Source organism: Paractinoplanes polyasparticus (assembly GCF_019710575.1).
Taxonomy (GTDB): Bacteria; Actinomycetota; Actinomycetes; order Mycobacteriales; family Micromonosporaceae; genus Actinoplanes; species Actinoplanes polyasparticus.
The window spans coordinates 864,801-890,047 of sequence record NZ_JAHWFK010000001.1 but is presented as its reverse complement, the minus strand read 5'-3'; the positions used below and the strand labels follow the sequence as shown (position 1 = coordinate 890,047).

At 71.7% G+C, this 25,247-nt stretch carries 25 protein-coding genes and 1 pseudogene; 8 read left to right on the top strand and 18 right to left on the bottom strand.

Annotation, left to right across the window (positions count from 1 at the left end):
* Positions 1–114: 114 nt before the first annotated feature.
* Both KXC43_RS50525 and KXC43_RS04790 read right to left on the bottom strand, forming a co-directional pair.
* Positions 115–357: pseudogene (locus KXC43_RS50525) on the bottom strand (helix-turn-helix domain-containing protein); the annotation flags it as partial.
* Between the two features lie 287 nt (positions 358–644).
* Positions 645–1,196, bottom strand: coding sequence for a CGNR zinc finger domain-containing protein (locus KXC43_RS04790; RefSeq protein WP_221374624.1), 552 nt, complete (start codon positions 1,194–1,196; stop codon positions 645–647).
* Between the two features lie 82 nt (positions 1,197–1,278).
* Between KXC43_RS04790 and KXC43_RS52590 the strand changes: the two genes are divergently transcribed.
* Complete coding sequence (locus KXC43_RS52590; protein ID WP_308128955.1) at positions 1,279–2,229, top strand: EamA family transporter; 951 nt, start codon at positions 1,279–1,281, stop codon at positions 2,227–2,229.
* A gap of 6 nt (positions 2,230–2,235) precedes the next feature.
* Here the strand turns inward: KXC43_RS52590 and KXC43_RS04780 are convergent, their stop codons facing one another.
* From KXC43_RS04780 to KXC43_RS52585, 3 genes are read right to left on the bottom strand one after another with little or no spacing between them, the layout of a single operon-like run.
* A complete protein-coding gene (locus KXC43_RS04780) occupies positions 2,236–3,432 on the bottom strand; it encodes a winged helix DNA-binding domain-containing protein (protein WP_255643356.1) in 1,197 nt (398 codons plus the stop codon).
* A gap of 10 nt (positions 3,433–3,442) precedes the next feature.
* Positions 3,443–4,108 carry a response regulator transcription factor gene (locus tag KXC43_RS04775; protein WP_221374623.1) on the bottom strand — a complete coding sequence of 222 codons (666 nt, stop codon included), beginning with the start codon at positions 4,106–4,108 and terminating at the stop codon, positions 3,443–3,445.
* Complete coding sequence (locus KXC43_RS52585; RefSeq protein ID WP_221374622.1) at positions 4,099–5,649, bottom strand: sensor histidine kinase; 1,551 nt, start codon at positions 5,647–5,649, stop codon at positions 4,099–4,101. Before KXC43_RS52585 ends, KXC43_RS04775 begins: the two co-directional genes overlap by 10 nt.
* Positions 5,650–5,885: 236 nt before the next feature.
* Between KXC43_RS52585 and KXC43_RS04765 the strand changes: the two genes are divergently transcribed.
* The 3 genes from KXC43_RS04765 (at position 5,886) to KXC43_RS04755 (ending at position 7,744) form a co-directional block, all read left to right on the top strand.
* Positions 5,886–6,686: a CPBP family intramembrane glutamic endopeptidase gene (locus KXC43_RS04765; protein ID WP_221374621.1), complete on the top strand. Its 801-nt coding sequence runs from the start codon at positions 5,886–5,888 to the stop codon at positions 6,684–6,686.
* A 68-nt stretch (positions 6,687–6,754) separates the two neighbouring features.
* The gene (locus KXC43_RS04760) at positions 6,755–7,390 is read left to right on the top strand and encodes a DedA family protein (protein WP_221374620.1); all 636 of its coding nucleotides are present in this window, start codon (positions 6,755–6,757) and stop codon (positions 7,388–7,390) included.
* Positions 7,391–7,435: 45 nt separating this feature from the next.
* Positions 7,436–7,744, top strand: a complete 309-nt coding sequence (locus KXC43_RS04755; protein WP_221374619.1) for an antibiotic biosynthesis monooxygenase family protein — start codon at positions 7,436–7,438, stop codon at positions 7,742–7,744.
* Here the strand turns inward: KXC43_RS04755 and KXC43_RS04750 are convergent.
* The 3 genes from KXC43_RS04750 to KXC43_RS04740 form a co-directional block, all read right to left on the bottom strand.
* Positions 7,737–7,976, bottom strand: a complete 240-nt coding sequence (locus KXC43_RS04750; protein WP_221374618.1) for a hypothetical protein — start codon at positions 7,974–7,976, stop codon at positions 7,737–7,739. The genes KXC43_RS04755 and KXC43_RS04750 overlap by 8 nt on opposite strands.
* 139 nt (positions 7,977–8,115) lie before the next feature.
* On the bottom strand, positions 8,116–9,915 hold the full coding sequence (locus tag KXC43_RS04745; protein ID WP_221374617.1) for a potassium channel family protein: 1,800 nt from the start codon (positions 9,913–9,915) through the stop codon (positions 8,116–8,118).
* Positions 9,912–10,298, bottom strand: coding sequence for a DUF6394 family protein (locus KXC43_RS04740; RefSeq protein WP_221374616.1), 387 nt, complete (start codon positions 10,296–10,298; stop codon positions 9,912–9,914). Before KXC43_RS04740 ends, KXC43_RS04745 begins: the two co-directional genes overlap by 4 nt.
* Before the next feature lie 135 nt (positions 10,299–10,433).
* On the opposite strand from KXC43_RS04740, the gene KXC43_RS04735 reads away from it, so the two are divergent.
* Positions 10,434–12,074 (top strand): PAS domain S-box protein, encoded by a 1,641-nt coding sequence (locus KXC43_RS04735; RefSeq protein ID WP_308128954.1) that lies wholly within the window; start codon positions 10,434–10,436, stop codon positions 12,072–12,074.
* A gap of 268 nt (positions 12,075–12,342) precedes the next feature.
* Here KXC43_RS04735 and KXC43_RS04730 read toward each other — a convergent pair whose 3' ends face one another.
* The 3 genes from KXC43_RS04730 to KXC43_RS04720 all read right to left on the bottom strand — a co-directional run bounded on the left by KXC43_RS04730 (position 12,343) and on the right by KXC43_RS04720 (position 14,715).
* Complete coding sequence (locus KXC43_RS04730; RefSeq protein ID WP_221374615.1) at positions 12,343–13,530, bottom strand: zinc-dependent alcohol dehydrogenase; 1,188 nt, start codon at positions 13,528–13,530, stop codon at positions 12,343–12,345.
* A 166-nt stretch (positions 13,531–13,696) separates the two neighbouring features.
* A complete protein-coding gene (locus KXC43_RS04725; protein ID WP_221374614.1) occupies positions 13,697–13,864 on the bottom strand; it encodes a hypothetical protein in 168 nt (55 codons plus the stop codon).
* A gap of 80 nt (positions 13,865–13,944) precedes the next feature.
* Positions 13,945–14,715: an aminoglycoside phosphotransferase family protein gene (locus KXC43_RS04720; RefSeq protein WP_221374613.1), complete on the bottom strand. Its 771-nt coding sequence runs from the start codon at positions 14,713–14,715 to the stop codon at positions 13,945–13,947.
* 29 nt (positions 14,716–14,744) lie between these two features.
* Between KXC43_RS04720 and KXC43_RS04715 the strand changes: the two genes are divergently transcribed.
* Positions 14,745–15,104, top strand: a complete 360-nt coding sequence (locus tag KXC43_RS04715; RefSeq protein WP_221374612.1) for a VOC family protein — start codon at positions 14,745–14,747, stop codon at positions 15,102–15,104.
* 63 nt (positions 15,105–15,167) lie between these two features.
* On the opposite strand, the gene KXC43_RS04710 is transcribed toward KXC43_RS04715, so the two are convergent.
* The 5 genes from KXC43_RS04710 to KXC43_RS04690 all read right to left on the bottom strand — a co-directional run bounded on the left by KXC43_RS04710 (position 15,168) and on the right by KXC43_RS04690 (position 20,834).
* On the bottom strand, positions 15,168–17,270 hold the full coding sequence (locus KXC43_RS04710) for an MMPL family transporter (protein ID WP_221374611.1): 2,103 nt from the start codon (positions 17,268–17,270) through the stop codon (positions 15,168–15,170).
* Positions 17,271–17,362: 92 nt separating this feature from the next.
* Positions 17,363–17,530, bottom strand: a complete 168-nt coding sequence (locus tag KXC43_RS04705) for a hypothetical protein (protein ID WP_221374610.1) — start codon at positions 17,528–17,530, stop codon at positions 17,363–17,365.
* Positions 17,527–19,041: an acetyl-CoA acetyltransferase gene (locus KXC43_RS04700; protein WP_221374609.1), complete on the bottom strand. Its 1,515-nt coding sequence runs from the start codon at positions 19,039–19,041 to the stop codon at positions 17,527–17,529. The genes KXC43_RS04705 and KXC43_RS04700 overlap by 4 nt, the downstream gene beginning before the upstream one ends.
* Positions 19,041–20,153, bottom strand: a complete 1,113-nt coding sequence (locus tag KXC43_RS04695; protein ID WP_221374608.1) for an NAD(P)H-dependent flavin oxidoreductase — start codon at positions 20,151–20,153, stop codon at positions 19,041–19,043. Before KXC43_RS04695 ends, KXC43_RS04700 begins: the two co-directional genes overlap by 1 nt.
* Positions 20,154–20,162: 9 nt before the next feature.
* Positions 20,163–20,834, bottom strand: a complete 672-nt coding sequence (locus KXC43_RS04690) for a DUF305 domain-containing protein (RefSeq protein ID WP_308128953.1) — start codon at positions 20,832–20,834, stop codon at positions 20,163–20,165.
* A 126-nt stretch (positions 20,835–20,960) separates the two neighbouring features.
* Between KXC43_RS04690 and KXC43_RS04685 the strand changes: the two genes are divergently transcribed.
* Together KXC43_RS04685 and KXC43_RS04680 are read left to right on the top strand one after the other, a co-directional pair.
* On the top strand, positions 20,961–22,394 hold the full coding sequence (locus KXC43_RS04685) for an LVIVD repeat-containing protein (protein WP_221374606.1): 1,434 nt from the start codon (positions 20,961–20,963) through the stop codon (positions 22,392–22,394).
* A 205-nt stretch (positions 22,395–22,599) separates the two neighbouring features.
* Positions 22,600–23,367 carry an SAM-dependent methyltransferase gene (locus KXC43_RS04680; RefSeq protein WP_221374605.1) on the top strand — a complete coding sequence of 256 codons (768 nt, stop codon included), beginning with the start codon at positions 22,600–22,602 and terminating at the stop codon, positions 23,365–23,367.
* Positions 23,368–23,396: 29 nt separating this feature from the next.
* On the opposite strand, the gene KXC43_RS04675 is transcribed toward KXC43_RS04680, so the two are convergent.
* A complete protein-coding gene (locus KXC43_RS04675) occupies positions 23,397–24,035 on the bottom strand; it encodes a response regulator (protein ID WP_308128952.1) in 639 nt (212 codons plus the stop codon).
* Complete coding sequence (locus tag KXC43_RS04670; RefSeq protein ID WP_221374604.1) at positions 24,028–25,167, bottom strand: GAF domain-containing sensor histidine kinase; 1,140 nt, start codon at positions 25,165–25,167, stop codon at positions 24,028–24,030. Before KXC43_RS04670 ends, KXC43_RS04675 begins: the two co-directional genes overlap by 8 nt.
* Between the last annotated feature and the right edge of the window lie 80 nt (positions 25,168–25,247).

The window sequence follows — 25,247 nt, the reverse complement described above, 5'->3', positions numbered from 1 at the left end:
GTGGCGCGTCAGGCGGCGCGGGGCGTCAGGCGGCGCGGGGCGTCAGGCGGCGAGTTCGAAGTCGATGCGCCGGGCACGCACGCGGCCGGCGGCGGGGTGCTGCTGCGCGGCAACCTCGAAGCGGTGCATGCGCGGTTGGAGGTCGTGGAGGACGGCGGCCAGCAGGTCGGTCATCGAGATGCCGAGCGCCCGGCAGATGGCCGCCAGCATCTCGGACGACGGCTCCTTGCGGCCGCGCTCGACCTCGGAAAGATGGCCGATCGACATGCCGACGGCGTCGGCCACCTCGCGCAACGTGCGGCGCTGCGCCAATCGCGTGCGCCGCAACACCCGGCCGATGAGCTCCCGCAGCATCATGAACCGACCCTAGCGCCTGCCGCCCGCCGACGCCGACCCGAATCGCGCGTGCCGCGCCGCTGACCCGAAACGCGTATGCCGCGCCGCCGACCCGAAACGCGTATGACGCGACGCCGACCGAAACGCGCATGGCGCGACGCCGACCGAAACGCGCATGACGCGACGCCGACCTGCAACCGTGTGCCGCGGCGCCGGCCTGCAACCGCGTGCCGCAGTGCCGGCCTGTAACCGTGTGCCGTGATGCCGGCTCGGAGCGCGGGCGTGTCGTGGCGGTAGGCGCGGACGGGTCAGGCGCCGGCTTTGCGTTCGCGGAAGGCGATCATGTTCATCCGGTTGCCGCAGCGGACGGTGCAGAAGCGTTTCGAGCCGTTGCGGGACAGGTCGAGCACCAGGCCGTCGCAGTCGTCGGCTCCGCACATGCGCAGGCGGCTCATCTCGTTCATGCGGATCACGTCGGTGAACGCCAGCGCGACCTCGGCCCGGATCCGCTCGGCCAGCGGCGCGTCGGGGGAGGTGGCGTGCATGTGCCAGTCGAGCTCGTCGTGCCGGGTCAGGAACGGCAGGGCCTTGGCGTCGCGCAGCATGCGGTTGACGACCTCGACCGCGTCGTCGCGGTCCAGTCCCCAGACCGAGCGGAGCAACGTACGGGTCTCGCGCACCTCGTCCAGCTCGGCCTGGTCATGGTCGATGCGGCCCGTGTACGTGAACCGGGTCAGCAGCGTGGCCAGTTGCTCGACGGTGGTCAGCTCGTCCTCGCCGCTGCGGGAGCTGCCCGGTGTCGTGTTGGCCAGCGCCACCACGAAGTTGAGCGACTCCTCCGTGTCAGGGGCAAAAAGCAATTTGACTCCTCACTGAGTCGAGCCTAGCGTCAGGAGTATAAGCAATTTAGCTCATGACAGTAACGCGTGATCGGAGGCGGAAGTGAAGCCCCAGCACCTCGGCGTGGCCGCGATGGTTCTGTCCGCAGTGTCGTTCGGCACGTCCGGCGCGTTCATCAAGCCGCTTCTCGAGGCCGGCTGGTCCCCGGCCGCCGCCGTCACCGTACGCGCCCTCGCCGGCAGCGTAGTCCTGCTGCCCATCGTGCTGTTCGCGCTGCGCGGCCGCTGGTCGGCGCTGTGGCGTGCCCGCTGGCGGGTCCTCGGCATGGGCCTGATCGCCGTCGCCTTCACCCAGCTCGCCTACTTCGCCGCGATCTCCCGCATCCCCGTCTCGACCGCTCTGCTCATCGAATACCTGGCCCCGCTGCTGCTGGTGCTGTGGGCCTGGGCGACAACGCGGCGGATGCCCCGGCCGGCGGTGCTGCTCGGTTCGGTGCTCGCCATCGGCGGTCTGGTGCTGGTCATCGGTCCCGGCGCCCTGCAAGCGGTTGACCCGCTGGGCCTGGCCCTCGCCTTCGCCGCCGCGGTCGGCTGTGCCGTCTACTTCGTGGTCGCCGCCCGCCCCGCCGACGGCCTGCCACCGGTAGCCCTGGCCGGGGCCGGTCTGTTGCTCGGCGGCCTGGCGCTGGGCCTGATCGGCCTGACCGGCGCGCTGCCGCTGGAGACGGTCGGCGGCGACGTGGCGCTGCTCGGCGGCTCCGCACCATGGTGGGTTCCGCTGGCGGTGGTGGCCATCGCGGGCACGGCTATCGCGTACGCCACGGGGATCGCCGGATCGGCTCGCCTGGGCTCCCGCCTGGCGTCGTTCCTGGGCCTGCTCGAGGTCGTCTTCGCCTCGATCTTCGCCTGGCTGGTGCTGGGCGAGTCCCTGACCCTGCTGCAAATGCTGGGCGGCGCCCTCATCCTGGCCGGCATCGCCTCGATCCCGTCCGAGTCCACCGAGACGGCTGCCGCCCCCGAGCCGCAACCCGAAGTGATCCCGGTCGCCGGCTGACGGACCTCAGGCGTGCGGTCCCACCTTCACCTCGCCGACGGTGAGGGTGGGCGTCGCGCCGAGGATGTGCCCGAGCCGCTCGACCTCGGTCTCCAGCGCGCTCAACCGTGGCCGCGGCAGTGGATCCAGCGGCTCGACGGTGACGTGCACGCGACGGCCCGAGAGCCGATGGTGCCAGACACCGGCGGCCCGCCCGTCGATCAGCAGCACGGGGTAGTTGCCGGCCTGGCCGCGGGCGAGCGCCCGCTCGAAGGCCCGGCCCGGAAAGGTCACCGCCCGGGGGTGCGCTCCCACGCCGTACGCGTCGAAGTAGGGCAGCAGCCGGACGCCCGCCGGCGCGGATGCTCCGAAGGCGTCGTCGCCGGCCAGCAGCATGGTCTCGTCGCCGTCGATCGTCACCGGTTGCAGCTCGAGCGACGAGAACACGTCCGCGATGAAGCGTGGGGGAGCGGCCAGCCACCGCGCGACCTGCGCCGGCGTCGCCGGGCCGTACGACCGCAGGTAGCGCCGGACCACCTCACGCAGCGCGGCCATCGGCTCCCACCGCTCGAAGTCGGGCGCCCACAACGCGGGACTGGTGTAAGTGACGTTGCGCCCCCGCTGCGGCCCGAAACACAACACTCCCTGGGTCAGCGGCGAGCCGACGATCGTGCGCCACCGCGGCCACATGGTCTGGAACGCGGGCATGACGAGGTCGCCCGCCCACGGGCCGGCCCGGGCCACCACCTCGGCCGACAGCTCGTCCACGGTCAGACCGTCCTCGGCCGTGCGCAGCGCCTCGTCGAGAGCCGACACCACCCGGTCGTTCTGCTCCGGCGTCATCCGCACGTCCGCCGCGAACGGCGAGGAGTGCGGCAGCGCCGCGAGCGCCCCCGCCCACAACCCCAGGTCGCGGGTGGGCAGCAGATGCACCGTGCCGCGCGGGCCGAACGTCTTGACCAGCGACCGGTCGGTCCACAGCGCCCTGCGTACGTCGTCCCGCGTGGCCCCCGGCAGCCGCATCGCCACCGAGATCTCGGCCGCCGACAGGATCTGCGCGTGCGCCCCGCACATCGCCGCCACGACGCCGGCGGGGTCGCTTCCGGGTGACGGCAACTGGTTGCGCTCGACGCGGCGGGCGACGCCGCCGGCCGGGTCGCTTGCGGGTGACGCCAGGTGGTTGCGCTCGACGCGGCGGGCAATGACGGCGGGCCAGGTGAGCATGGATCCGACGTTAGCCGCGATTGCGGTCACTTTCCGGCCGCAGGAACAGCAGCACGGCCAGCACCCGCCGCGACTCGCCGCCGGTGGCGGGCAGGCCCAGCTTGCCGAAGACGCTCGACACGTACTTCTCGACGGCCCGCAGCGTCAGGTAGAGCTTGTCGGCGATGCCCTGGTTGGAGTGCCCGCTCGCCATGAGCTCGAGCACCTCCCGCTCGCGTGGGGTGAGCACGGCCAGCGGGTCGTCCGGCCGCCGCCGCGCGACCAGCGACGACACGATGACCGGGTCGACCGCGGTGCCGCCCGCGGCGACCCGGCGTACGGCCGAGAGGAACTCCGCGACGTCGCTGATCCGGTCTTTCAGCAGGTAGCCGGCGCCGGCCGCGGAACCGGCGAACAGGGTCATGGCCAGCGCGGGCTCGACGTGCTGGGAGAGCAGCAGGACGGCCGTGCCGGGGTGGTCGGCGCGGATCTTCACGGCGGCCCGCAGCCCCTCGTCGGTGTGGGTCGGCGGCATCCGGATGTCGACCACCGCGACCTCGGGCGCGAGGGAGGCCACCGCGCCGAGCAGCGCGGACGCGTCGCCGCAGCGGGCCACCACCTCGAAGCCCGCGTCGGCCAGCAGCCGGGCCAGCCCCTCACGCAGCAGCACGCTGTCTTCCGCGATCGCTACCCGCACGGCACCTCCGCCCGCACCCGGGTGCCGCCGCCGTCGGGGCTCCACACCCGCAGCGTGCCGCCGAGCGCCTCGACCCGGTCGGCCAGCCCGCGCAGCCCGCTGCCGCGCGTGGTGTCGGCCCCGCCCACCCCGTCGTCGGCGATCTCGACCACCAGCACCTTGCCGGCCGGGCCGACCTCGACCGACGCGCCGGACGCGGCCGCGTGCCGGCCCACGTTGGTGAGGCTCTCGCACACCACGTAGTAGGCGGCCACCTCGACCGGTTCCGGCAATCGACCGTCCACAGTGATGCTGAGCCGCACGGGCACGGCGGCCAGCGCGGCCACCGACTCGAGGGCGACCGCCAGCCCGTGCCCGCTCAGGACGGCCGGGTAGAGCCCGTGCGCGAGGTCGCGCAGCTCGGACAGCGAGGTCACGACCTCGGCCCGGGCCTCGGACAGCGCCTGCCGGACCGCCGGATCGCCGTCGAGGTGCGCCTCGAGCAGGCCGAGCCGCAGCGACAGCCCGACCAGTCGCTGCTGGGCGCCGTCGTGCAGGTCGCGTTCGAGCCGGCGGCGTTCCGTGCGGCCCGCCTCGAGCACCCGGGCGCGGGACGCGCGGACCTCGGCCAGCCGCGCCCGCAGCTCGGCCCGCAACCGGCCATTGTCGATGACCATTTCGACCGCCGCCACCACCGCCTGCAGAAGGCCGGGCTCGACCGCCGGGTGGTGGGCGAGCGCGGCCACCGGCTCGCCGTCGCGCAGGATCATCGTCACCGACGGCGGCAGCGTGGCGGGGGAGCCGTCGTGATCGACCCAGTTGCGGTACTGCGGGAGCCAGTAGAACAGCGCGGCGGTCGGGTCGCGCATGGCCCGGGCCAGCGCGGGCGTCAGATCGTCGGGCTCGGCGCGCAGTTCGACCACCAGATCGCCCACCGAGGCCTGGGCGAGCCGCGCGTCGAGCAGCCCGACCAGGAACGCCACCGGCGCCAGCCCGAGCACGCCCAGCGTCAGCCGCTGCACCAGCGCGAACCCGGTGACGGCGAACGCGCCCATGGCCAGCAGCACGGCGAGAGCGACCAGACCCAGCGCGAACGAGCCGACCAGCCACCGCACGGCCCGCCGCTCGCGTCTCAGCCGTACGCCCAGAAGCCCCACGCCGGCCAGCAGCAGCCCGCTCAGGGTGATCAGTTCGATCCCGTGCAGCACGTCGACGAGCCCCGGCGCGTCGGTCACCGCGAGCAGGTTCCCCTCGCCGAAGGCGCCCAGCAGCATGACCGTCAACTGCAGACCGATCGAGACCGCGTACGCCATACCGACCAGCACACCGGCCGGTTTCCCGAGCCGGCCGCTCGGGAAGGCCAGGAACACGTGCAGGAACAGCGCCACGACGAGCAGGTCGACGGCCTGCCCGACCGTGAACAGCAGCGGATCGGAGGATCGGGCCAGATTGGACAGCGCGGCCCCGAAACCGACCACGACCATGAGCCGCCCGAACCCGCTCTCGGGCCGTCGGCTCCAGGCGAGCAGACCGCAGAAGACGTACGCCAGAAGGATCCACACGAACAGGGCGGCCGGCCCGAGCTCGCCGCTGGGGCGGGCGAGGGCCAGCGAGACGACCGCCGCGGCGACGCCGGCTGCCGCCAGGCTCCACCGCAGCGTACGGCTGGGAACCGCGCGCTCGTCGATGCCAGCAGGATAGGCCGGTCAGCCCCGGAAGGAACATGCCAGAAAACCGGCCTGTGGACAGCGGGTCGGCACGGTGCCGCCGGCGCCCGGACCGGACGACCGTGAACGGCATGACATCACTTGCCGCGGCGATCCGCCGCCACCCCCTGATCACCTTCTTCGTCCTGGTGTTCGTGATCGGCTGGTCGCCCTGGCCGTTCGGCATCGAGGGCACCGCCATGCTGCCGTGCGCGCCGCTGGTCGCCGCCCTGATCGTCGGGGCGGTGACCGGCACCCTGCGCGACCTGGGCAGCCGCCTGATCCGCTGGCGTGTTCCGTGGTACTGCTACGTGGCCGCTATCGGTCTGCCCCTGGCCGTCATCTTCGGCACGGCCGCTCTGCACGGCGGCGCGTCCTGGCAGCTCGCCTGGGCCGATGTGGCCATCCTGTTCGCGCTGCGCTGGATCAACCCGCTCGACGGGCCGCTCGGCGAGGAGCCGGGCTGGCGCGGTTTTGCCCTGCCCCGGCTGGACGCCCGCTTCGCGCCGTTGATGTCGGCGGCCGTGCTCGGCCTGGTCGCTGCGGTCTGGCACCTGCCACTGGTCTTCGTGACGCAGGGCAACAAGGTCGGCTGGGTCGGCCTGCTCACCACTTTCGTGATCACCTTCGTCTACTGCTGGCTGTTCCGCCGGGCCAACGGCAGCGTGCTGCTGGTCATGCTCTTCCACGTGATCCAGGGCACGATCGTCTCGACGACCCTCGGGTACGAGGGCCGCGATGTCGACGAGATGCTGACGCTCGGCCTTTACGCCTGGACCGTGGTCGCGGTTGCCCTGGTGGTGTTCGACCGTGCGGCCTGGCGTCCGGCTCCGCGTGAGGTCGGCGTCCGTCCCGCGACCGGGGTCCTGACAACCCCGGTGGTGCAGCCCTGAGCATTCTCAGGGTGATCTCGGGGTATGGCCCGATGGTCCGGCGAGCATGGGATTGGAAGGCTGATCCCATGCTCGCCGACGTGATGAACACCGCCGCCGCCTTCGTCGACTGGTTGTCCACGCTCGACCGGTGGATGATCCTCGGCTTCACGTTCCTGTCCGCCGCCATCGAGATGACGTTCCTGGCCGGCCTGCTGGTGCCGGGCGAGTCGGTGGTCATGCTGGCCGGGTCGTTGCCCGACGGGCCGCTCGGCTTCCTCGCCGTTCTGGCGGTGGGCACGTCGGGTGCTCTGGCCGGGCAGATGGCCGGGTACGCGGTGGGCCGGGCCTTCGGGCCCCGGCTGCGCACGACCCGGCTGGGCCGCCGCATCGGCGCTGCCCGCTTCGACCGTGCCGAGAACTACCTGCGCGACCGGGGCGCATCGGCCCTGGTGGCAGTGCGCTTCGTCGCGGTCGTGCACGCGGTCGTCCCGATCGTGGCGGGCGTGGTGCGCATGCCGTTCGGGCGCTTCGTCCTGTGGTCGGGCCTCGGCACCGCGCTGTGGGTCGGCGCGTTCGCCGGCGTCGGCCTGCTGACCGCGGGCGCCGATGCCACCGGCGGCCTGGGCCTGCTGCTCACCGCGATCGGCGCCACCTGCCTCGGCGTCGTCCCGATCCTGGCCCGCCGCCTGCGCCGCCCGTCCGTGGTGGCCTGCGCCTCGTAACTCCGGCATGCTGAGGTCTCGGACGGACCGACGAGGGGCGACGGCATGATCGCGCGGACCTGGCGGGGTTGGACCAAGGCGTCGGAGGCCGACGACTATCAGCGGCACTACGCGACGGTGGTGGCGACCGAGTTACGGGGCATCGAGGGTTTCCGGGGCGCCCGGCTGCTGCGGCATCAGGACGGCGACGACGTGCGCTTCACGTCGATCACGTTCTTCGCCGACGTCGACGCCATCCGGTCGTTCGCGGGCGACGACTACGGATTCGCCGTGGTGGCGGAGGAAGCGCGCAAGGTGCTGACCCGCTGGGACGAACGGGCCAGCCACGACGAGGTGGCCGTCTTCGTCACTTAGGCCGCACGCTGGGCAGGCGAGAGGCGCGCACCGTGGCCCGGCGGGGACCGACGATGCGGCCCTGGTCGCTCACTTCGACGCCCTCGACCTCGTACCAGAGATCACCGTCCTGGTGGACGGGGGCGCCGGCCAGGATCCGGTCGATGCGGAGCCGCAAGGGGCCGATGCCGAATCGGTAGTCCTCCTCGGCGAAGGTCCAGACGGTGCCCGCGGGTCTGTCGTCGATGGTCATCTCACCTCGCGGGGCCGAGCGGCGCACGGCCGCGTCAGAATGTGGAACGCTGGCGTCCATCCTGCGCGGTGCTTTGCAGCTGCACAAGGGCATCTGCACGTGCATGTGCGCTTGCATGAGGGATTCATGACCGATTGTCTTATGGATCGTCCGACGAACGCCCCGACGAATCGCTGCTTTCGACCTCTGTCGGTATCTTTCCCGTTACGCGTTGCCACACCCAGCCGGCCGGGACCTCACGACCCGAGATCACGTACTCGGCCACGACCCGGTTGGTGACGGTGTCGACCAGCGCCCGCCGCGAGTAGGGCCGGCCGACGAACAGGATCTCGTCGCCCGTCCGCACCTGCACGTCGTCACCCGGGCCGAGCACCGTCCCGCCGTCGCGCGCGAGCATCAACGGGACGGCGTCCAGCCGCTTGTCGCGGTCGCGCGGGCTGCGCAACAGGTCGCCGACCGCCACGCCAGAGCGAAGCCAGGGTTGCAGGGCCGGCGCATCCCGTTCGGAGAGCGTCATCTTCCACAGCGCGCCCAGCCGCGCGCCGCAATAGGCGCGCATGCGGTCGAGCGTGTCGGCCGCCCAGTCGTCGCCCAGCTCCGGCATCTTCCGCAGGAAGCGCCACAGCATGGGCGTGCTCAACCGGGCGTAGATCTCGCGGGCAGCCATCTCGCTGGGAACCAGCAGCCAGTCGATCTCCATGGCGGCGAACAGTGGGGCGTTGGCCGGACGGTTCTGCCGCGCCCCGATGAACAGGGACGGGTTCGCCGTGCGGGCGGCGGCCACCAGCGACAGGTTCGTGGCGTCGTTGTCGGTGCCGGCCACGAAGCCGGACGCGGTCGACAGGTCGGCCTCGGCCAGCACCGATGGCTCGGACGCGTCACCCTCGATGATCCTCAGGCCGGGCTGGGCGCCGGGGTGCGGGTCGATCACCGTCACCTCGAGGCCGTCGGCGCGCAGGTCCTCGGTGAGCTTGTGCCCGAACCGCCCGAAACCGCAGACCACCCAGCGTCCACTGCCCGGCGGGCGCCCGAGCTGGGGCATCTCGGCGCCTTCCTCGCGGATGAGCCACGACAGCAACAGGTACGACGAGGGGGCGTGCAACGCCAGGCGCAGATGATCCCCGTACCGGTCGAAGGGGTTGACCACCGTCGGCGAGCCGAACGCGCGCATGCGGTGCTCGATCGCCGGCGAGACGGTGCGGGCGATCACCGGCAGGCCCGGGCGCACGAGGGCGACCGTCATGGCCACGATCAAGTTGGTCTCGTCGTCGTCGGTCAGCGCCACTACTCCCTCGCAGCCCGGGTGCTCCAGGCCGGCGACGCCCAGCGTGTGCGGGTTGCGGGCGTCGGCCACCAGGCCCGGGATGTCGGAGAAGTAGGGGTCGATGTCGAGCGTGTCGATGTGCTCGGGTGAGCTGTCGACGACGACCAGGCGGCGGCCCATCGAGTCGAGCGCGTGACCGAGCAGCTGACCGGTCTGCCCGTACCCGACGACCAGCAGGAACGGCTCGCGCAGGCGCTTGACGGTGCCGGTGAAGCGGCGCAGGGCGAGGGCCTCGCGGAACGCCCGGTCGCGCAGGGTGGCCAGCAGCGAACCGATGGCGTAGGCCCACCCGATCACCGTGAGGTAGATGGTCGCGGTCACCCAGAGTCGCTGAGCGCCGGTGAACGGGTGCGGGATCTCGCCGTACCCGATGGTGGTGGCGGTGTAGCTCATGAAGTAGAAGGCGTCGAAGAACCCCATGCGCACGGGGTTGCCGTCAGCGTCCTGCCCGGGGATCAGGGTGAGGCCGAAGACGCTGATCGCGAAGATGAGGATCAGCACGATCAGGGGCGCCCGCATGCGGCGCAGCACCAGGAAGACGGTGGGGGAGCCCTCGGCGGGGCGCGCGATGGCCGTGTGCCGGTGGAAACGTCCGCGGGGGACGGGCCGCCTCATCGCCGCTGGAAGGTCGTCGTCTCGATCACCAGCAGGGCGACGGACACGAGATTGGCCAGCAGCGCCCCGCCCGAGAGCGAGACCACACTGGCCGTGGCCTCGGGCGTCATGCCCGCGGTGGAGATCTGCGTGGCGTACACCCAGGTGAGCGTGGCCGCGATGAGCTGGAGGTCGGCCACCAGGCTGGTCGCCAGGTGCACGGCGCCGATCTGGGTGCGGTCGCCGAACTTGAGAACGGTGGCGATCAGGTTGACCACGACTGCGGCGAACAGCTCGTACTCGTTGTGCAGGGCCGCGTTCGAGATGTCGCCGATGAAGAACCCGAAGTTGAGGGTGGCCGCCAGCAGCACGAAGAAGCCGAAGATGACCTTCTCTAGACTCATGAGCCGTCCTTCACCACGGCACACACGCTAGTACCTCCGGCGTTTCCGTGCATGACTCTCGACCATGTCGTCGGCCGGGACGAGTCGCTCTGTCGGCCCATGGCGCGAGTGCGACGCCGCTGGTAGTAGTTAGGCGTGTTGAGGGCCATCGAATGGGCCGTGCTCGGAATCGGTAGCGCGGCCGCCATCGTTTACGGGGTCCGTCGCCACCGGCCGGCCCGGATCGGACCCTGGCTGCTGCTCGCCGGGGCCATCGTGGCGAGCACCGCCGGTGACGTGCTGACGGCGTTGAACCGGCCCGCCGTGGCCGATGTCTGCTTCTACGTCATGTTCGTGCTGGTCGCCTGCGCCCTGCTGCGTCTGACCCGCGTCGGTGCGATTCTCGTCGACCGGGCCCGGCTCATCGACCTGCTCGCGTTCGCGTGCTCGGCGCTGCTGGTGGTCTGGGTGTTCGTCATCGGGGACGCGGGCCGGATCGGGAACATCTCCGGGGCGTACGTCATCGGAGCCCTGCTGCTGCTCGCGGTGGTCGTCCGTGTGCTGGTCGCCGTGGGCCCCAACGTCTCGGCCGCGCTGCTGGTCGTCGGTGCGGTGGGTGTCCTGGTCAGCGACATCCTGCAACCGCTGTGGCCGGGCCGGCTGAGCGAGTCAGGATTCGTGGTGCTCTATCTGTCGTGGGGCGCCGCCGCGTTGCATCCGTCGATGGTGCGGCTCACCGAGCCCGCAGTGCCACGGGCGAGCTCGTGGCGCATGCGGTGGGCGGTGCTGTTGGGCATCTCCGTCGCGACCCCGCCGGTCGTTCTGCTGATCGAGGCGATCAACGGCCGGGTCGGCGACGGCGTGGTGATCGCCGTGGCCGGCGCGATCACCCTTCTCCTGACCATCACGCGGCTGACCGACTCGGTGACCCTGAACGGTCAGGCCCTGACACGTGAGCGCGGCTTGCGGCATGCGAGCGCCGCGCTGGTCGCCGCCTCCGACACAGCCGCTGTGGACGAGGCCGTCCGAGCCGCTGTCGCCGAGCTCATGCCACCGGACGCTGTCCGGAGCACCGTCTTCGCCGTCGACGACCGCCGGCTCACGCTCGAAGCGGTGCCCGGCCTCGGCGCCGGCCCACCGACCCGCAGCTGGTGGGTCGAGGACGAGGACGAGGACGACGGCTACGCCACACTGGTCTGCCCGCTCTGGCTGGAACCGCTCGCCGTCGCCCGTCCCGGCGGCGGCGCCCTGATCCTGGCCGGTCGCCGGGACACCCTCACCGCCACCCGCGACACCCTCGAGGTGCTGGCCGGTCAGGCGGCGCTCGCGCTGGATCGCATCTCCCTGGTGGAGGCGGTCGGCCGCCGCGACAGTGACCTCTATCTGCGCGCGGTGATCCGGAGCAGCGCGGACATCATGGTGGTGATCGACGAGGACCAGCGCATCCGGTACGCCACTCCGTCGCTGCGCGAGCTGCTCGGCGCCGACGACCTTCCGCCGCTGGCCACACTCGACGACCTGGTGCATCCGGACGATCGCGACCAGCTGCGTCAGGCCTTCCGCAGCTCGGGCGACGGCGTGGTGTTCTGCTCGCTGGTGCGGGCCGACAGGAGTCAGGTGCTGGTCGAGGTCACGTACCGCGACCTGCGCGCGGACCGTTTGGTCCAGGGCTTCGTCGTGACGATGCGGGATTTCACCCAGAGCCATGAGCCGAACGAGCTGCGCCATGGCGACAACCTGGACGAGTTACCGGCGCGGATGAACCGGCGCAGCTCTCGGCACAAGTTCCGCTACTAGGGTCTGTTTCGCAGCGGGGCCGGGATGTCCATGCCACAGGCGACCGCACAGCGGTTCGGGATCTCCCCCGTGGGCCATCGTGACGTCGGGGCCGGTCTCCGTGGGGCCGCGGTACTCCACGAAGAGTCCTGCCGACAGCCGGGAAATGTCCACGACGTCGGACTCGGCCATCACCAGAGGCTAGGCGACACCTCGGGTCTTGATCAACAACTGCCCTGTCCCGCACGACGCACAACAGGTTGCCGTTGAGCGCGCGCTCGGGAACCGGTCAGGTGATCAAGGGGAGGTCGGGGTTGGGGCGCAGGGCGACCTTGATCGCGGACGCGCTCGGGCCGGCGGCGGCGGTGGTCAGGGCGGCGCGCCACTCGGGCAGGCCGTAGACGTGGGTGACCAGGTCGTCGACCGGGTAGGACGGGTCGGCCAGCCACTCGACGGCCTGGGCCATGGTGTGGCGGCCGCCGAGGGCCGGTTCGGGGCCGAAGTTGACGGTGCCCTGCACGGTCAGCTGGCGATTCCAGACCAGGGACCAGTCGACGGACTGCTTGCCGGCCGCGCCGATCAGCACGAGCATGCCGCTGGGGCGCAGCAGGTGCAGGCCGAGGTCGATGGTCGAAGCCAGCCCGACGCAGTCGAACACGACGTCGACGCCCTGTTCCAGCAGCGGCTTGCTCAGGCGGGGGCGGATGACGCGACCGCCGTGCAGGCCGGCCAGGGTCTCGACGACCCCCGGGCCGGGTGGCAGCGTGCGGTCGGCGCCGGCCTTCGCCGCGTACGCCGGGCTGAACGTTCCGGGGCCGACGGCGGTGATGTCGAGGCTGGGGTGCAGGCGGCGCAGCGCGGCGATGACCAGCAGGCCGATCGGGCCGGGGCCGATCACCACGGCCCGGTCGCCGCGGCGCTTCCAGTGCAGGGCGGCGTGCAGGGCGATCGAGGCCGGCTCGGCCAGCACCGCGCGCCGCGACGGCAGTGAGCCGACCGGGTGCAGCTGGGACTCGTGCGCGACCAGGGACTCGCCCCAGCCGCCGCCCAGCGCTGCGTCGAAGCCGAGCGACGGGGCGCGGCAGCCGGAGACACCGGGTTCGTCGAAGCGTTCGCAGACGTACGGGAAACCGTCCGTACACGAGCGACAGAGCGGGAAGCCGCGGTGCGCGCAGGAGACGATCGGATCGATCACGACGCGCTCGCCCGTCGCGGTGACGGCGACGATCTCGTGGCCGAGGATCTGGTGGCGGGCGGTGTAGAAGGCGCTCAGCACCAGCGACGACTTGGCGCGCGCGACGCCGATGTCGCTACCGCAGATGCCGGCCAGCTCGGGGCGTACGCGTACCCAGCCGGGCGCGGCGGGCAGAGCCGGCTCGGGCAGGTCGTCGCGCAGGGACAGCAGCAGGCCCATGCGGTGGGTGGCCGCCGTGAGCAGGTAGCGCGGCACGGACAGGTCGGTGCGGACGGCTCGCATCCCTCGACCTTCGGATCCGTGCCCCTCGATGCGCAAGTGTGTTCTGTGCTGGTGCGCGTGCACCTCGTCCTAGCGGCGTCCGTCGCCACCCCGCAGTTCGGTCGTCGTTCCGCCTCTGCGCCGATTCAGGGGGTCGCCCTTTCCGGGCGGCCCCCTGTGTCACTGCCTATTCGGGAAGCTTGACGTCGCTGTTGCCCTTCCAGTCCTGCGGCTCGCCTTCGCCGCCGGCCTGGGGGTCGCGGTGGCCGAGCGCCGTCTCGCCCGGCAGCTCCTCGACGCGCTTCTCGGCGATCTCCTCGAGCTGGGCCTCGGTGTTCTTGCTCAGATCCGACATCTGGCACCTCCGTTGTCTCGTTCGCTACGCCCACGCCACTACCCGGGCCGCGTGCTGTTCAGCGGGCGCAGAGACCAGGCTCACTCGAACAGCCACCGGTTCTCGCGGCTCCAGCGGATGCGCTCGCCGGTCGTGTCGAGAAAGCCGGTCGCCTGCCACCCGGCCTGCGGCTGGCACCCCTGCTCGGCCAGCCGCCGGGCCCGTTCCCACACGACCTCCTGCTGGGCGATCACCGCGTCGACCAGACCCTCGGAGCTTCCGAGCCCGTACGCCTCGGCAAAGACCTCCAGCCGGCGCCGGCGATCAGGCGGAGCGGGGAAGGACAGCCAGCGCACGCACGTCTCGTCGTCCCGGAACGGCGCCACATACTCCAGCGCGTACGCGACATCGTGGATCGGCCGCGCCGGCCAGGCATAGTCCCAGTCGAGGACGGCCACCGGCCGCAGGCCGTGCCACACGAGGTTCCACGGCCCGAAGTCGCCGTGGCAGATCACCTCGTCCGCCTGCTGCGGCGCCGTGCGACCCGCCCATCCGTCGGCGGCCGCGGGCCGGAACCCCCGGACGGCGTCGTGGTATTCGCGCAGCCGCCGGGCCATGGCGACGAGCCCCTCGTCCGCGACCACCTTGGCCCAGCCGTCCCCACCCGACTCGCCCTCGATATAGGACACGATCTCGCGCCCCTCCTCGTCGACGCCGAGAAACCGAGGCGAGTGCGGGTAGTCGATGCTCTCGAGGTACTGCAGGAGCTCATGGACGCTGCCGGACCAGGGTTGCCGCGGCCGCCGCACGGTGTCCCCGACGCGCACCACCGTCCGGTGCGGCTTGTCCTGCAACATCTCATGATCCACCATGCTCGCGACGCTACCGCTACGGTCAGCACATGCTGCGCAAGATTGACTGCGTGATGGTCCGGGTCGACGACCTGGCCGCGGCGGAGGCCTTCTACACGAGCGTGTTCGACCTGCGCCCGCTGTGGCACGACGAGTCGGCCGTCGGTCTGACCATGCCGGAGACCGACGCCGAGATCGTCCTGCACACCATGGACCTCCCACCCGACCTGACGGTCTACTACCTGGTCGACGACGTCGTGTCCGCGGTCGCCACCTACGAGCGGGCCGGCTGCGCCGTTCGCACCCCACCGTTCGAGGTGCCGGTCGGCCGGTGCGCCGTCCTGGAAGACCCGTTCGGCAACGCCGTCTGCGTCATCGACTTGAGCAACGGCCCACGCCCACCGACCTGATTCGCGCGCCCGGCGACCAGGCGGGGCGGCCCGTACGGTGCCGCCCCGCCTGCCTGGTGGAGGTCAGCCGACCAGCTCCGGGTGTCGGACCGGTTCCGGTGCATCAGGCTCGGCCTCGACGTGGGGCAGGATGCGGTCGAGGAGGGGTGGGAGCCACCAGTTGGCCCGGCCCAGCAGGGTCATCGTGGCCGGGACCAGCACCAGCCGGACGATCGTGGCGTCGATGAGCACCGCTGTGGCCATGCCCAGGCCGATCATCTTGACGGTCACGTCGGGGTCGAGGGCGAAGCCGGTGAACACCGCGACCATGATGGCGGCCGCGCTGCTGATCACCCGGCCGCTGGCGGAGAGGCCGCGGATCACGCTCCCCTGGGCGTCGCGGGTGCGCAGCCAGTCCTCGCGAACCCGCGACAGCAGGAACACCTCGTAGTCCATCGACAGGCCGAACAGCACCGTGAAGAGCAGCACCGGCACCCAGCTCGACACCGAAACGGCATGGGGCAGGCCGACCAGCCGCGCGGTGGCGTCGTTCTGGAAGATCAAGGTCAGCACCCCGTACGCGGCCCCGACCGACAGCAGGTTCATGACCGCAGCCTTGACGGCCACCACGGGGGCGCGGAACAACACAGTCAGCAGCACGAGTGACAACGCGACCACGAACGCGACCACGATCCACAGCCGGTCGGCCAGCCGGTCCGAGATGTCGGCGAACACCGCGACCAAGCCGGTCACAAGCACGCCGCTGGGCAGCACGTCCGCACGTAGCCGGCGCAGCAGGCCGGTGGTCGCCTCGTCCTGCGGGCCGGTGGCCGGCTCGACCACGATGACCGCCGCGCCGCCCTCGACCGTCGGCGGCGCCACCGAGGCCACGCCGGGCTGGGCGCGCAGGGCCGCCGAGAGCGCCCCCAGATCGGGGGCCTTCGCCAGGTCGGCCACGACGATCAGCGGGCCGTTGGCGCCCGCTCCGAACTCGGCCGCCACCAGGTCGTACGCCTTGCGGGTGGTGTGCGATTCCGGCATGCTGCCCGCGTCCTGGGGCCAGGTGCGCATGCCCAGCATCGGCGCGGCCAGCACGGCCAGGACGATCAGGGAGGCCACCGCCGCGAGCCCCGGCCGCCGGCACACCGCAGCCGCCCACCGAGCCGTGAAGGTGGGCCCGGCCGGCGGGCGGGAACCGCCGCGCGAAGCACGGGGCAGGACGCGGTGGCCGGCCAGACCGCAGAGCGCCGGAACCAGGGTGAGCGCCGCCGCCATGACCGCCGTGACCGCGAAGAACGTCGCATAGCCGAACGACGAGTACGTGGGCAGCGTGGACAGCTTCAGGCCGAACAACGAGACCAGCACGGTCAGCCCGGCCACGACCACGGACACGCCCGCCGTCGCGTTGGCCGCGGCGGCCGCCGCCCGAGGCGTCAGACCCGCCCGCAGGCCTTCGACGTGCCGGGCGACCAGCAGCAACGCGTAGTCGATGCCCACACCGAGGCCGACCATCGTCGCGATCGTCGGCGCGATGGAACTGACGTCGGTGACCCGCTCCGCCAGGGCGATGAGCGCCGCGCTGCCCGCCAGCCCGGCGACGGCGACGGCGATCGGCAGCCCGGCCGCCACGACCGACCCCAACGCGAACGCCAGAATCACGAGCGCGGCGACGATGCCCACCAACTCGGCCGTACCGCTGGGGGCCTGGACGTTCTCGGCGACCTGCCCGCCGAACTCCACCTGCAGGCCGTTCTCGACCAGCGGCGCGGCCGCCGAGCGGAGCGCGTCGATGCCCTCGGCGCCCCGGAAGTCGGTGACCGGGATGTCGTACTGGACGCCGATGAGCGCGGTGTCGCCGTCGGCCGAGATCCGGGCCGGCGCGACGATCGCCGCCCCGTCGACCTCGGCCAGGCGACCTCGCAGCGCCTCGAGCGACGCGGGATCGATCGGCCGATCCGAGTGCACGACGACGCGCGCGTCGGTCCCCGACATCTGCGGAAGATGCTGCCGCAGGAACTCGGTGCCGGCCTGCGACTGCGTGCCGGGAATGTTGTAGTCGTCGCGCGGCGTGCCGCCGACGGTCAGCGACAGGCCGGTGAGGGCTACCAGGGCCACCACCCAGGCGCCGATCGTGCGCCAGGGGTGCGCGGCCGCTGCCCCTCCGAGCCGACCAAGCAAGCGAGACATGTCTTCTCTCCTCCATACGTTTCGGAGGAGAGGTTCACCCGGTCCGCTTGCGATCCGCTTGCGCCCGGCCTAAAGCCCGTTGCAAGCGACGCTCAGTCCTGAGCTCCGGCCGGCGGGGTACGGCGTCGGGTCAGCGCCAGGCGGGTGGCGGGCCGCAGCAGCAGGACGATGGCGCCGGCCGCGCCGACGAAGGCGATGAACGAGCTCAGCTCGCCCAGGGCGAACGACGACGAGAGCTCGGAGGTGGCGGTGGCGGTCACCGGGGCACGATAACGTTTCCGTCGGCCGTGGAGCGTGCCGTCACCCGCTCGCCGATCGGTTCGCCCTCGGTGAGCAGCTCGAGAACCGCGTCGGCGCGGGCCACGAAACGGCGGCCGTCGTCCTCCAGGCGGCCGAGCACGATTCCCTCGCGGCGGCCGTCGCGCAGGTGTTTCACCGTGTATGTCTCGATGACGGCCGGGCCGTCGGCCGACAAAGCCTCGGCGGGCGCGGGCACAGCGTCCAGTTCCGCTTGGATCTGCTCGCTGCGGGACGAGCGGAAGGCGTACGGAATGGTGGTGTAGACGCCCGTCGAGTGTTTGCTCATGATGCCGCCGTTGGCCCCGACGAATCCGTACGAGCCCGGCGCCGACCGCACCCGTTCGACCACCGAGGCGATGGCGTGCATCGAATAGTTGTTGCCCGGCCCGCCGAAGAACGGCAGCCCACCGGTCACCGTGAGCCCGCGGGCGTCGTTCACCGCAATTCCCAGGGCCTCGGCAACGATGAAAACCGGTGCCGCGTAACAGCTGTAGAGGTCGATCGCCGTCAGGTCCGAACTGGAGATCTCCGCTGTCTCGAGAGCGTGCTGCGCCGCCCGGGCCGCGGCCGGTGAAGTGCCGTAGTCGGCCCGTTCCAGCAGATTCCGCTCCCGCAGATCGGCGTGCCCGGCCAGAAACACCCAACTGCTTTCCGGTACGCCGAGCCGCCGCGCCGCCCCGGCCGACATCAGCAGGACCGCCGCCCCCTGATTCACCTTCTCGCGCGCCACCACATAGCGCGTGTACGGATCGGCGATCGGCCGGTTGGCGGCACCGGGAGTCACCAGCGAAACGGCGTCGCGGAACACCGGCGCCGCCGCGTGCGGATTGTCCGCCGCCACTGCGGTGAACGGCGAGAACAGTTCCCCGATGGCCATCGCGTAGTCGTCCCGGGACATCTTCAGCCGGGCCCGCCGCGCGTTCTCGATGAGCGCGTACTGCGACGGCGTGTCCGACAGCCCGTGCGCCACGTGGTGCATCGACACGATCCCGTCGAGCCCGTGCCCGCGCGACTCGAGCGATCCGCCCGGGCTCTCGGTGAAATCGGGCGGCGACCCGGCCGCGGCCAGCGCCGTGATCGTCGAGATCGCCTCGGATCCGAACAGCAGCACCACATCGGCCCGGCCGGCCGCGATCTCCGCCGCGAACTCGTTCACCAGATGCTGCGGCGCCTGCCCGCCACCCACCTCGAGCACCGCCCGCCGCGGCGTGGCCCCGAGCCGTGCAGCCACCGAACGCGGAAAGTTGTCGGAGCACCCCAGCAGCGGCACCGCCCACGGCAGCGAGATCTCGAACTGCGGCACGCCGGCAACCGTGTCGACCGCCGGCGCGTCCACGCCCGCGTCGGCCAGCGCCGCCCGCGCCGCGTCAGCGGCCAGGTCGACCGGCGAGCGCGCCCGATACCCCGGCGAGTCGAGCCGCTCCGACACCTGACCCACGCCGACCAGCACCGGCGTGCGGGAATCGACCATCACAGACGCTCGGCGAGCTCGCGGATCCGCGCCGCGCACTCGGCCGCCATGGTGCGGGTGATCTCGCCGGCCGGCCGGATGTCGCGGAACGACCCGACGACCTGCCCGACGAAGAACGACTCGAGCTTCAGCGCGCCCTCGTGCCCGGCCTCGGCCGCTGCGTCGATCCGCTGCCACGCCTCGTCGACGAGCATCGGCTGCAGGGGCAGCGGCAGCGGGGCCGGGCTGCCCGGCGCCGCCCACTCGTCGTGCCAGGCTGTCCGCAGCTGGCGGGCCGGCTTTCCGGTACGGGTGGGTGAGCGCAACGTGTCGGCCGAGCTCGCGGCCAGGAACTTGCTCTTGATCGCCTGCACCGCGACGTCCTCGGCGCTCGAGAGCCAGACCGATCCGCACCACACGCCGGCCGCACCGAGCGCGAGCGCCGCCGCCATCTGCCGCCCGTCCGCGATGCCGCCCGCGGCGAGCACCGGCCGTTCCCCGGCGATGTCGACGATCTCGGGGGTGAGCACCATCGTGGCGATCGTGCCGGTGTGCCCGCCGGCCTCGGTGCCCTGCGCGACCAGCACGTCGACGCCGGCCGCGATCTGCCGCTCGGCGTGCCGGGCCTGCCCGACCAGCGCCGCCGTCACGACCCCGAGCTCCTTGGCCCGGGCCACCAGCTCGGGCGGCGGGGTGCCGAGCGCGCTGGCGATCAGCGCGATGCGGTGCTTGAACGCGGTGTCCAGCAGCGCGATCGCGCCCGGCGTGGTCAGCGAGGCCGCGACCTGCTGATGATCGACGGTCGGGGCGGGCGGGATGTCGTACTTCTCGAGCAGGCCGCGGACGAACGCGAAGTGCTCGTCGGGGATCTGGGCCCGCATGCTGGCGACCAGGTCGGCCGGGTCGCCGGGCACGAACTTCTCGGGGACCAGCAGGTCGACCCCGTACGGCTTGCCCTCGACCTGCTCTTCGATCCAGGTGAGCTGGGCGTCGAGTTCCTCGGGGCCGTAGACCGAGGCGGCGAGCACGCCGAAGCCGCCCGCGTTGGTGACCGCCGCGACCACGGCGGGGGATCGGTTGAAGCCGACGACGGGGTGCTCGACACCGAGCAGGTCGGTCAATGCCGTACGCATGGCGACACGTTACCCGGCGGTCACTTGCGCCAGGCGCCGGATCTCACTTCCCTGTTCCACGGCCATCTCGTTGGCCACCTCGCGCAGCTTCTCGTCGCTGCCGCCCTTGATCACGTCGGCCGCCATGCTGAGCGCGCCCCGGTGGTGGTCGGTCATCATCGTGGCGAACCTGGTGTCGAACGCGGCGCCGGTGCTGGCGGCCAGGGCGGCCATGTCGGCGTCGCTCTGCATGCCCGGCATCGACCCGTGATCGTGCTTGGGGTCGGTCTCCGGCAGGTTTCGTTCCTTCAGCCACGTACGCAGGAAATTGATCTCGAACGGCTGGGCGTCGCCGATCCGGTCGGCCAGCCCGCCGAGGCGCTGGTTGGCGGCGCGCTCGGGCGCGAGCTTCGCCATCTCGATCGCCTGCTGATGGTGGACGATCATCATCTGGACGAACGTGGTGTCGATGGCGTTGTAGGTGGACCCGTCGGGCGCCTTGACGCTGTCGGAGTCGCTCACGACGGCCTCGTCGCCGGGCGCGCCCGGCAGCACGACGCGATGCGGCGGGGCCGCGCTGACACTCGGACGGGGCGCCGCCGCCGAGCCGTCGGAGCCCATGCGGGCCGCCACCGCCAAGGTCACGGCGCCCGCGAGGACGACCACAGCCGCGACGAGTGTCGATGTCCTGACCCGACCCACCGGTCCTCCACTATCGATCATCAAAGATGTTCCCGGAACCGCCCGCGGCCACTACTGTAACGACAAAAGTGAATACGCATCGTGCGTCGCCACCTCGCCGCACGAAGCGTCCAGGGAGGGAGACCCATGAAGCACACTGCCCCACGAGGGCGGATGCTCAAGCGCCTGGCCGCAGTCAGTGCCTTCGCACTGATCACCGGCCTGCTGACAGCTCCGGGGAGCAGCGCGGCGCAGACACCCGTCGGTGGCAACACGATACCGGGCATCGACGAGATCGTCAGCAGCCCGAACCTCAAGCAGGTCGCTCACCTCGACAAGTCCGGCCCGCTCACCGGCACCAACACGGACTGGGCGTTCCAGGGCCGGTACGCGTACGGCGGCAACTACGACGGGTTCTACGTCTACGACGTCAAGAACCCCAAGGCGCCGACGGTGGCCGCTCAGGTGCTCTGCCCGGGCTCGCAGAACGACATCTCGGTCAGCGGCAACCTGCTCTTCGTCGGCACCGACTCGCAGCGTACGAACGACACCTGCGTCAACGCGGCCTCCACGGCCGCCGTGCCCGGCGAGCGCTGGGAAGGCATCAAGATCTTCGATATCAGCAACCCGCTGACGCCGAAGTACCTGAAGTCCGTCAAGACCGACTGCGGTTCGCACACGCAGACGCTGGTCCCCGGCAAGCGCGGCGAGAAGAACGTCTACCTGTACATCTCGTCGTACAACCTGGCCGGCGTCGACCTGCCCAACTGCGCGCTGCCGCACGACAAGATCTCGATCGTCAAGGTGCCCGTGCGCAACCCGACGGCCGCGGCCGTGGTCGCCACGCCGGTCGTCTTCCCCGACGGCGGCTTCCCCGGCAGTGAGCGAGGCTCCGCCACCACGGGCTGCCACGACATCACCGTGTACGCCGAGAAGAACCTCGCCGCCGGCGCCTGCATGGGTGACGGCGTCCTGTTCGACATCTCGGACAGGGTCAAGCCCCGGATCATCAACACGGTCCGCGACGAGGTCAACTTCGCGTTCTGGCACTCGGCCACGTTCAACAACAACGGCAGCAAGGTCGTCTTCACCGACGAGCTCGGCGGCGGCGGCGCGGCCACGTGCAACGCGACCGTCGGCCCCAACCGCGGCGCCGACGCCATCTACGACATCGTCGGCCACGGCAACAAGCGCAAGCTGGTCTTCCGCAGCTACTTCAAGATCCCGCGCTACAACGCCGACACCGAGGTCTGCGTGGCCCACAACGGCTCGTTGATCCCGGTGCCCGGCCGCGACATCATGGTCCAGGCCTGGTACCTCGGCGGCATCTCGGTCTGGGACTTCACCGACTCCCGCAAGCCCAAGGAGATCGCCTACTGGGAGCGCGGCCCGCTCTCCCTGAGCACCCTCACCGGCGGCGGCTCGTGGTCCGCCTACTGGTACAACGGCTACATCTACTCGAACGACATCACCAAGGGCGTCGACGTGCTCGAGCTCAAGGACTACCGCACGAACATCGCCAAGTTCTTCCGCACCGACACCTTCAACGCCCAGACCCAGGACAACTTCCTGCGCTGGTAGCCGTCGCACGATCCGGCGCCCGTCCCGCGACGCGGAGGCGGGCGCCGGTGGTTTGTGCGCCTGCGGTCCGGTCCCAGGTCGTCTTCGCTGATCAATGGGCCGGCGTCGCGGGAGCCGCTGCCCAGTGCTGGAGCCAGCCGTCCGCGCGGATCCTCCCGGCCGCAAATCGATCGACATCGCGGGCCGGGGCTGCCACCCTGCCCCGATGACCGACGATCTGAAGCAGCGACTGAGCCGGCCACGGTTCCCCCGGAGCGCCGGCTACGGCCCCCGGTGGATGATCGAGAACTGGATGGGCCCGAGTGCTCTGTGGCTGCTCGAATGGCTGTGCTCCGGACTCGGCCTCGCGCCCGGCGCCCGCGTGCTCGACCTCGGTTGCGGCCGGGCCATCACCTCGATCTTCCTGGCGAAGGAGTTCGACGTCCAGGTCGTCGCCGCCGACCTCTGGATCAAGCCCGGCGAGAACTGGCGCCGGATCGACGCCGCGGGCCAGGGCAAGCTCGTCACCCCGCTGCTGGCCGAAGCACATGACCTGCCGTTCGCCGAGGGTTACTTCGACGCCATCGTCAGCGTCGACGCCTACCACTACTTCGGCACCGACGCGCTGTACCTGCCCTACCTGAGCCGTTTCCTGGCTCCCGGCGGCCACATCGGCATCGCGGTGCCCGGGCTGACCACGGAATTCGACGACGGGCTGCCGGATCACCTCGAGCCGTACTGGGAACCGGATTTCTGGACCTTCCACTCGCCGGCCTGGTGGCAGCGGTTGTGGAGCCGCAGCGGCGTGGTCCAGGACGTGCGCGCCGACTTCCTGGAGGACGGGTGGCGCGACTGGCTGGACTGGAGCGAAGCCGTCCTGGAGACGACCGACAACGACACCCCCCGGCGGCTCGTTCCCCGGGAGGTGGCGATGCTGCGGGCCGACACCGGCCGTCACCTCGGCTTCACCCGCGTCATCGCCCAGCGGACCTGACAAAGCCCCGGCACGATCGGCACCGCGGGTCAGCCGTGGCCGGAGTCGCGCGGGACGATGCCCGTGCGGACGGCGTGCAGAGCGGCCTGGGTGCGGTCGGCCAGGCCCAGCTTCATCAGGATGCTGGAGACGTGGGTCTTCACCGTCTTTTCGGCCACCACCAGGGCACGGGCGATCTCGCGGTTGGAGCGGCCGTCGGCGATCAGCGCCAGCACGTCCCGCTCGCGGGCCGTCAGCGCGGGGGTGTCGGCCGGGGCGCCCAGCAGGGTGGTGGCGACCTCCGGTTCGAGCAGCAGGTGGCCGGCGTGCACCGAGCGCACGGCCGCGACCAGGGCCTGCGGGTCGACGTCCTTGGAGAGGTAGCCGCGGGCGCCGGCGCGGACGGCGGGCAGCAGGCGGGCGCGGTCGGTGAAGCTCGTGACGACCAGGACCTTCGCGGGCAGGGCGCGGCGGGCCAGTTCGCGCAGCACGCCCACACCGTCCATGCCGGGCAGCACCATGTCGAGCAGCACCACGTCGGGCGCCGTCTGCTCGACCAGGTCGATCGCGGTCGGGCCGTCCGCGGCCTCGCCGGTCACCCGCAGGTCGGCCGCCAGTTCGAGAAAGGTGCGCAACCCCCGGCGTACGGCGGGATGGTCGTCGACGATCAGCACCCGGATCTCAGTCACCGGGCACCTCCAGGAGCACCGCCGTGCCCTGACCGGGCGTCGACGTGAAGACGGTGTGGCCGCGGACCGAGCAGGCCCGGTCGCGCATCGACCGCAGGCCCAGACTGCGCCCGGCCTTGAGGGTGGCGGCGACGTCGAAACCGGCGCCGTCGTCGGCGACCTCGAGGCGCACGCCGCACGACCCCAGCCGGGCCAGGCTGACCCGGATGACGTGGGCGCCGGCGTGGCGCACGGCGTTGTGCAACGCTTCTTGGGCGACGCGCAGCACCACCGCCTGCTGCGCCGGGGACAGCACGGGCGGATCGTCCTCTGTGTAGTGCAGGCGGGGGCCGTCGGCGCCCGAGGCCCGGTCGAGGATCTGCACCTGCTTGCGCAGCACGTCGGGCAGGCCGTCTTCGTCGAGCCGGGCCGGCCGCAGTTCGAGCACGGCCGCGTGCAGCTCCTCGGCTGCCTCGCGGGCCAGCGCGGTGACCTCGGCCAGCCGGGCCCGGGCGGCGGCCGGGTCGCGGTCGATGAGCAGGTCGGCCGCCTGCGCGGTCAGCCGCAGCCCGAACAGGCGCTGGGCCACCGCGTCGTGCAGGTCGTGAGCGATGCGGGCGCGTTCCTCGGCGATGGTCAGCTCGCGGCTGCGCGCGTAGAGCCGGGCGTGGGTGAGCGCGATCGCCGCGTGCGCGGCCAGCACCCGCACCAGCTCCTCGTCGTGGGCGGTGAAGCCGCCGGGCTTGTTGGCCAGATAGAGCGCGCCCAGGATCTCGTCGCCGTTCATGATCGGGACGCCCAGGAACGCCTCGAGGACGGGATGGGCCCGGGGCCACCAGTCGAACCGCGGGTCGGCCCGGATGTCGTCGAGACGCTGGACGACCGGCTCGCGCAGCATCACCGCGAGGAAGCCGTGCTGGCGGGGCAGCGGGCCGATGGCGGCCTGCTGCGCGGGGGAGACACCGGAGACGAGGAACTGGGCGAACGAGCCGTCGTCGTCGGGCACGCCGAGCGCGGCGTACTGCGCTGCGGCGAGCTCGCGGGCCGTGTCGACGATCGTCTGCAGCACCTCGGGCACGGTGAGCTGGTCGCTGACCGCCAGCACGGCCGCGGAGAGGCGGCGTGCGGTGTTGAGCTGGTCGGCGGCGGTCACGGGCCCACCATAGCCACGAGCTGGGCCGGCCGCCTCGGGCCACGGTCCTAGGACCAAGGTCGTGCTCAAGAGGCGACCTG

Bases quoted from the DNA above. Each gene is read 5' to 3' on its own strand.
- KXC43_RS04780 (WP_255643356.1), bottom strand. From the start codon at position 3,432: ATGCTCACCTGGCCCGCCGTCATTGCCCGCCGCGTCGAGCGCAACCAC.
- KXC43_RS04765 (WP_221374621.1), top strand. From the start codon at position 5,886: ATGACATCACTTGCCGCGGCGATCCGCCGCCACCCCCTGATCACCTTC.
- KXC43_RS04760 (WP_221374620.1), top strand. From the start codon at position 6,755: ATGCTCGCCGACGTGATGAACACCGCCGCCGCCTTCGTCGACTGGTTG.
- KXC43_RS04755 (WP_221374619.1), top strand. From the start codon at position 7,436: ATGATCGCGCGGACCTGGCGGGGTTGGACCAAGGCGTCGGAGGCCGAC.
- KXC43_RS04750 (WP_221374618.1), bottom strand. From the start codon at position 7,976: ATGACCATCGACGACAGACCCGCGGGCACCGTCTGGACCTTCGCCGAG.
- KXC43_RS04745 (WP_221374617.1), bottom strand. From the start codon at position 9,915: ATGAGGCGGCCCGTCCCCCGCGGACGTTTCCACCGGCACACGGCCATC.
- KXC43_RS04740 (WP_221374616.1), bottom strand. From the start codon at position 10,298: ATGAGTCTAGAGAAGGTCATCTTCGGCTTCTTCGTGCTGCTGGCGGCC.
- KXC43_RS04730 (WP_221374615.1), bottom strand. From the start codon at position 13,530: ATGCGAGCCGTCCGCACCGACCTGTCCGTGCCGCGCTACCTGCTCACG.
- KXC43_RS04725 (WP_221374614.1), bottom strand. From the start codon at position 13,864: ATGTCGGATCTGAGCAAGAACACCGAGGCCCAGCTCGAGGAGATCGCC.
- KXC43_RS04720 (WP_221374613.1), bottom strand. From the start codon at position 14,715: ATGGTGGATCATGAGATGTTGCAGGACAAGCCGCACCGGACGGTGGTG.
- KXC43_RS04715 (WP_221374612.1), top strand. From the start codon at position 14,745: ATGCTGCGCAAGATTGACTGCGTGATGGTCCGGGTCGACGACCTGGCC.
- KXC43_RS04710 (WP_221374611.1), bottom strand. From the start codon at position 17,270: ATGTCTCGCTTGCTTGGTCGGCTCGGAGGGGCAGCGGCCGCGCACCCC.
- KXC43_RS04700 (WP_221374609.1), bottom strand. From the start codon at position 19,041: ATGGTCGATTCCCGCACGCCGGTGCTGGTCGGCGTGGGTCAGGTGTCG.
- KXC43_RS04695 (WP_221374608.1), bottom strand. From the start codon at position 20,153: ATGCGTACGGCATTGACCGACCTGCTCGGTGTCGAGCACCCCGTCGTC.
- KXC43_RS04685 (WP_221374606.1), top strand. From the start codon at position 20,961: ATGAAGCACACTGCCCCACGAGGGCGGATGCTCAAGCGCCTGGCCGCA.
- KXC43_RS04680 (WP_221374605.1), top strand. From the start codon at position 22,600: ATGACCGACGATCTGAAGCAGCGACTGAGCCGGCCACGGTTCCCCCGG.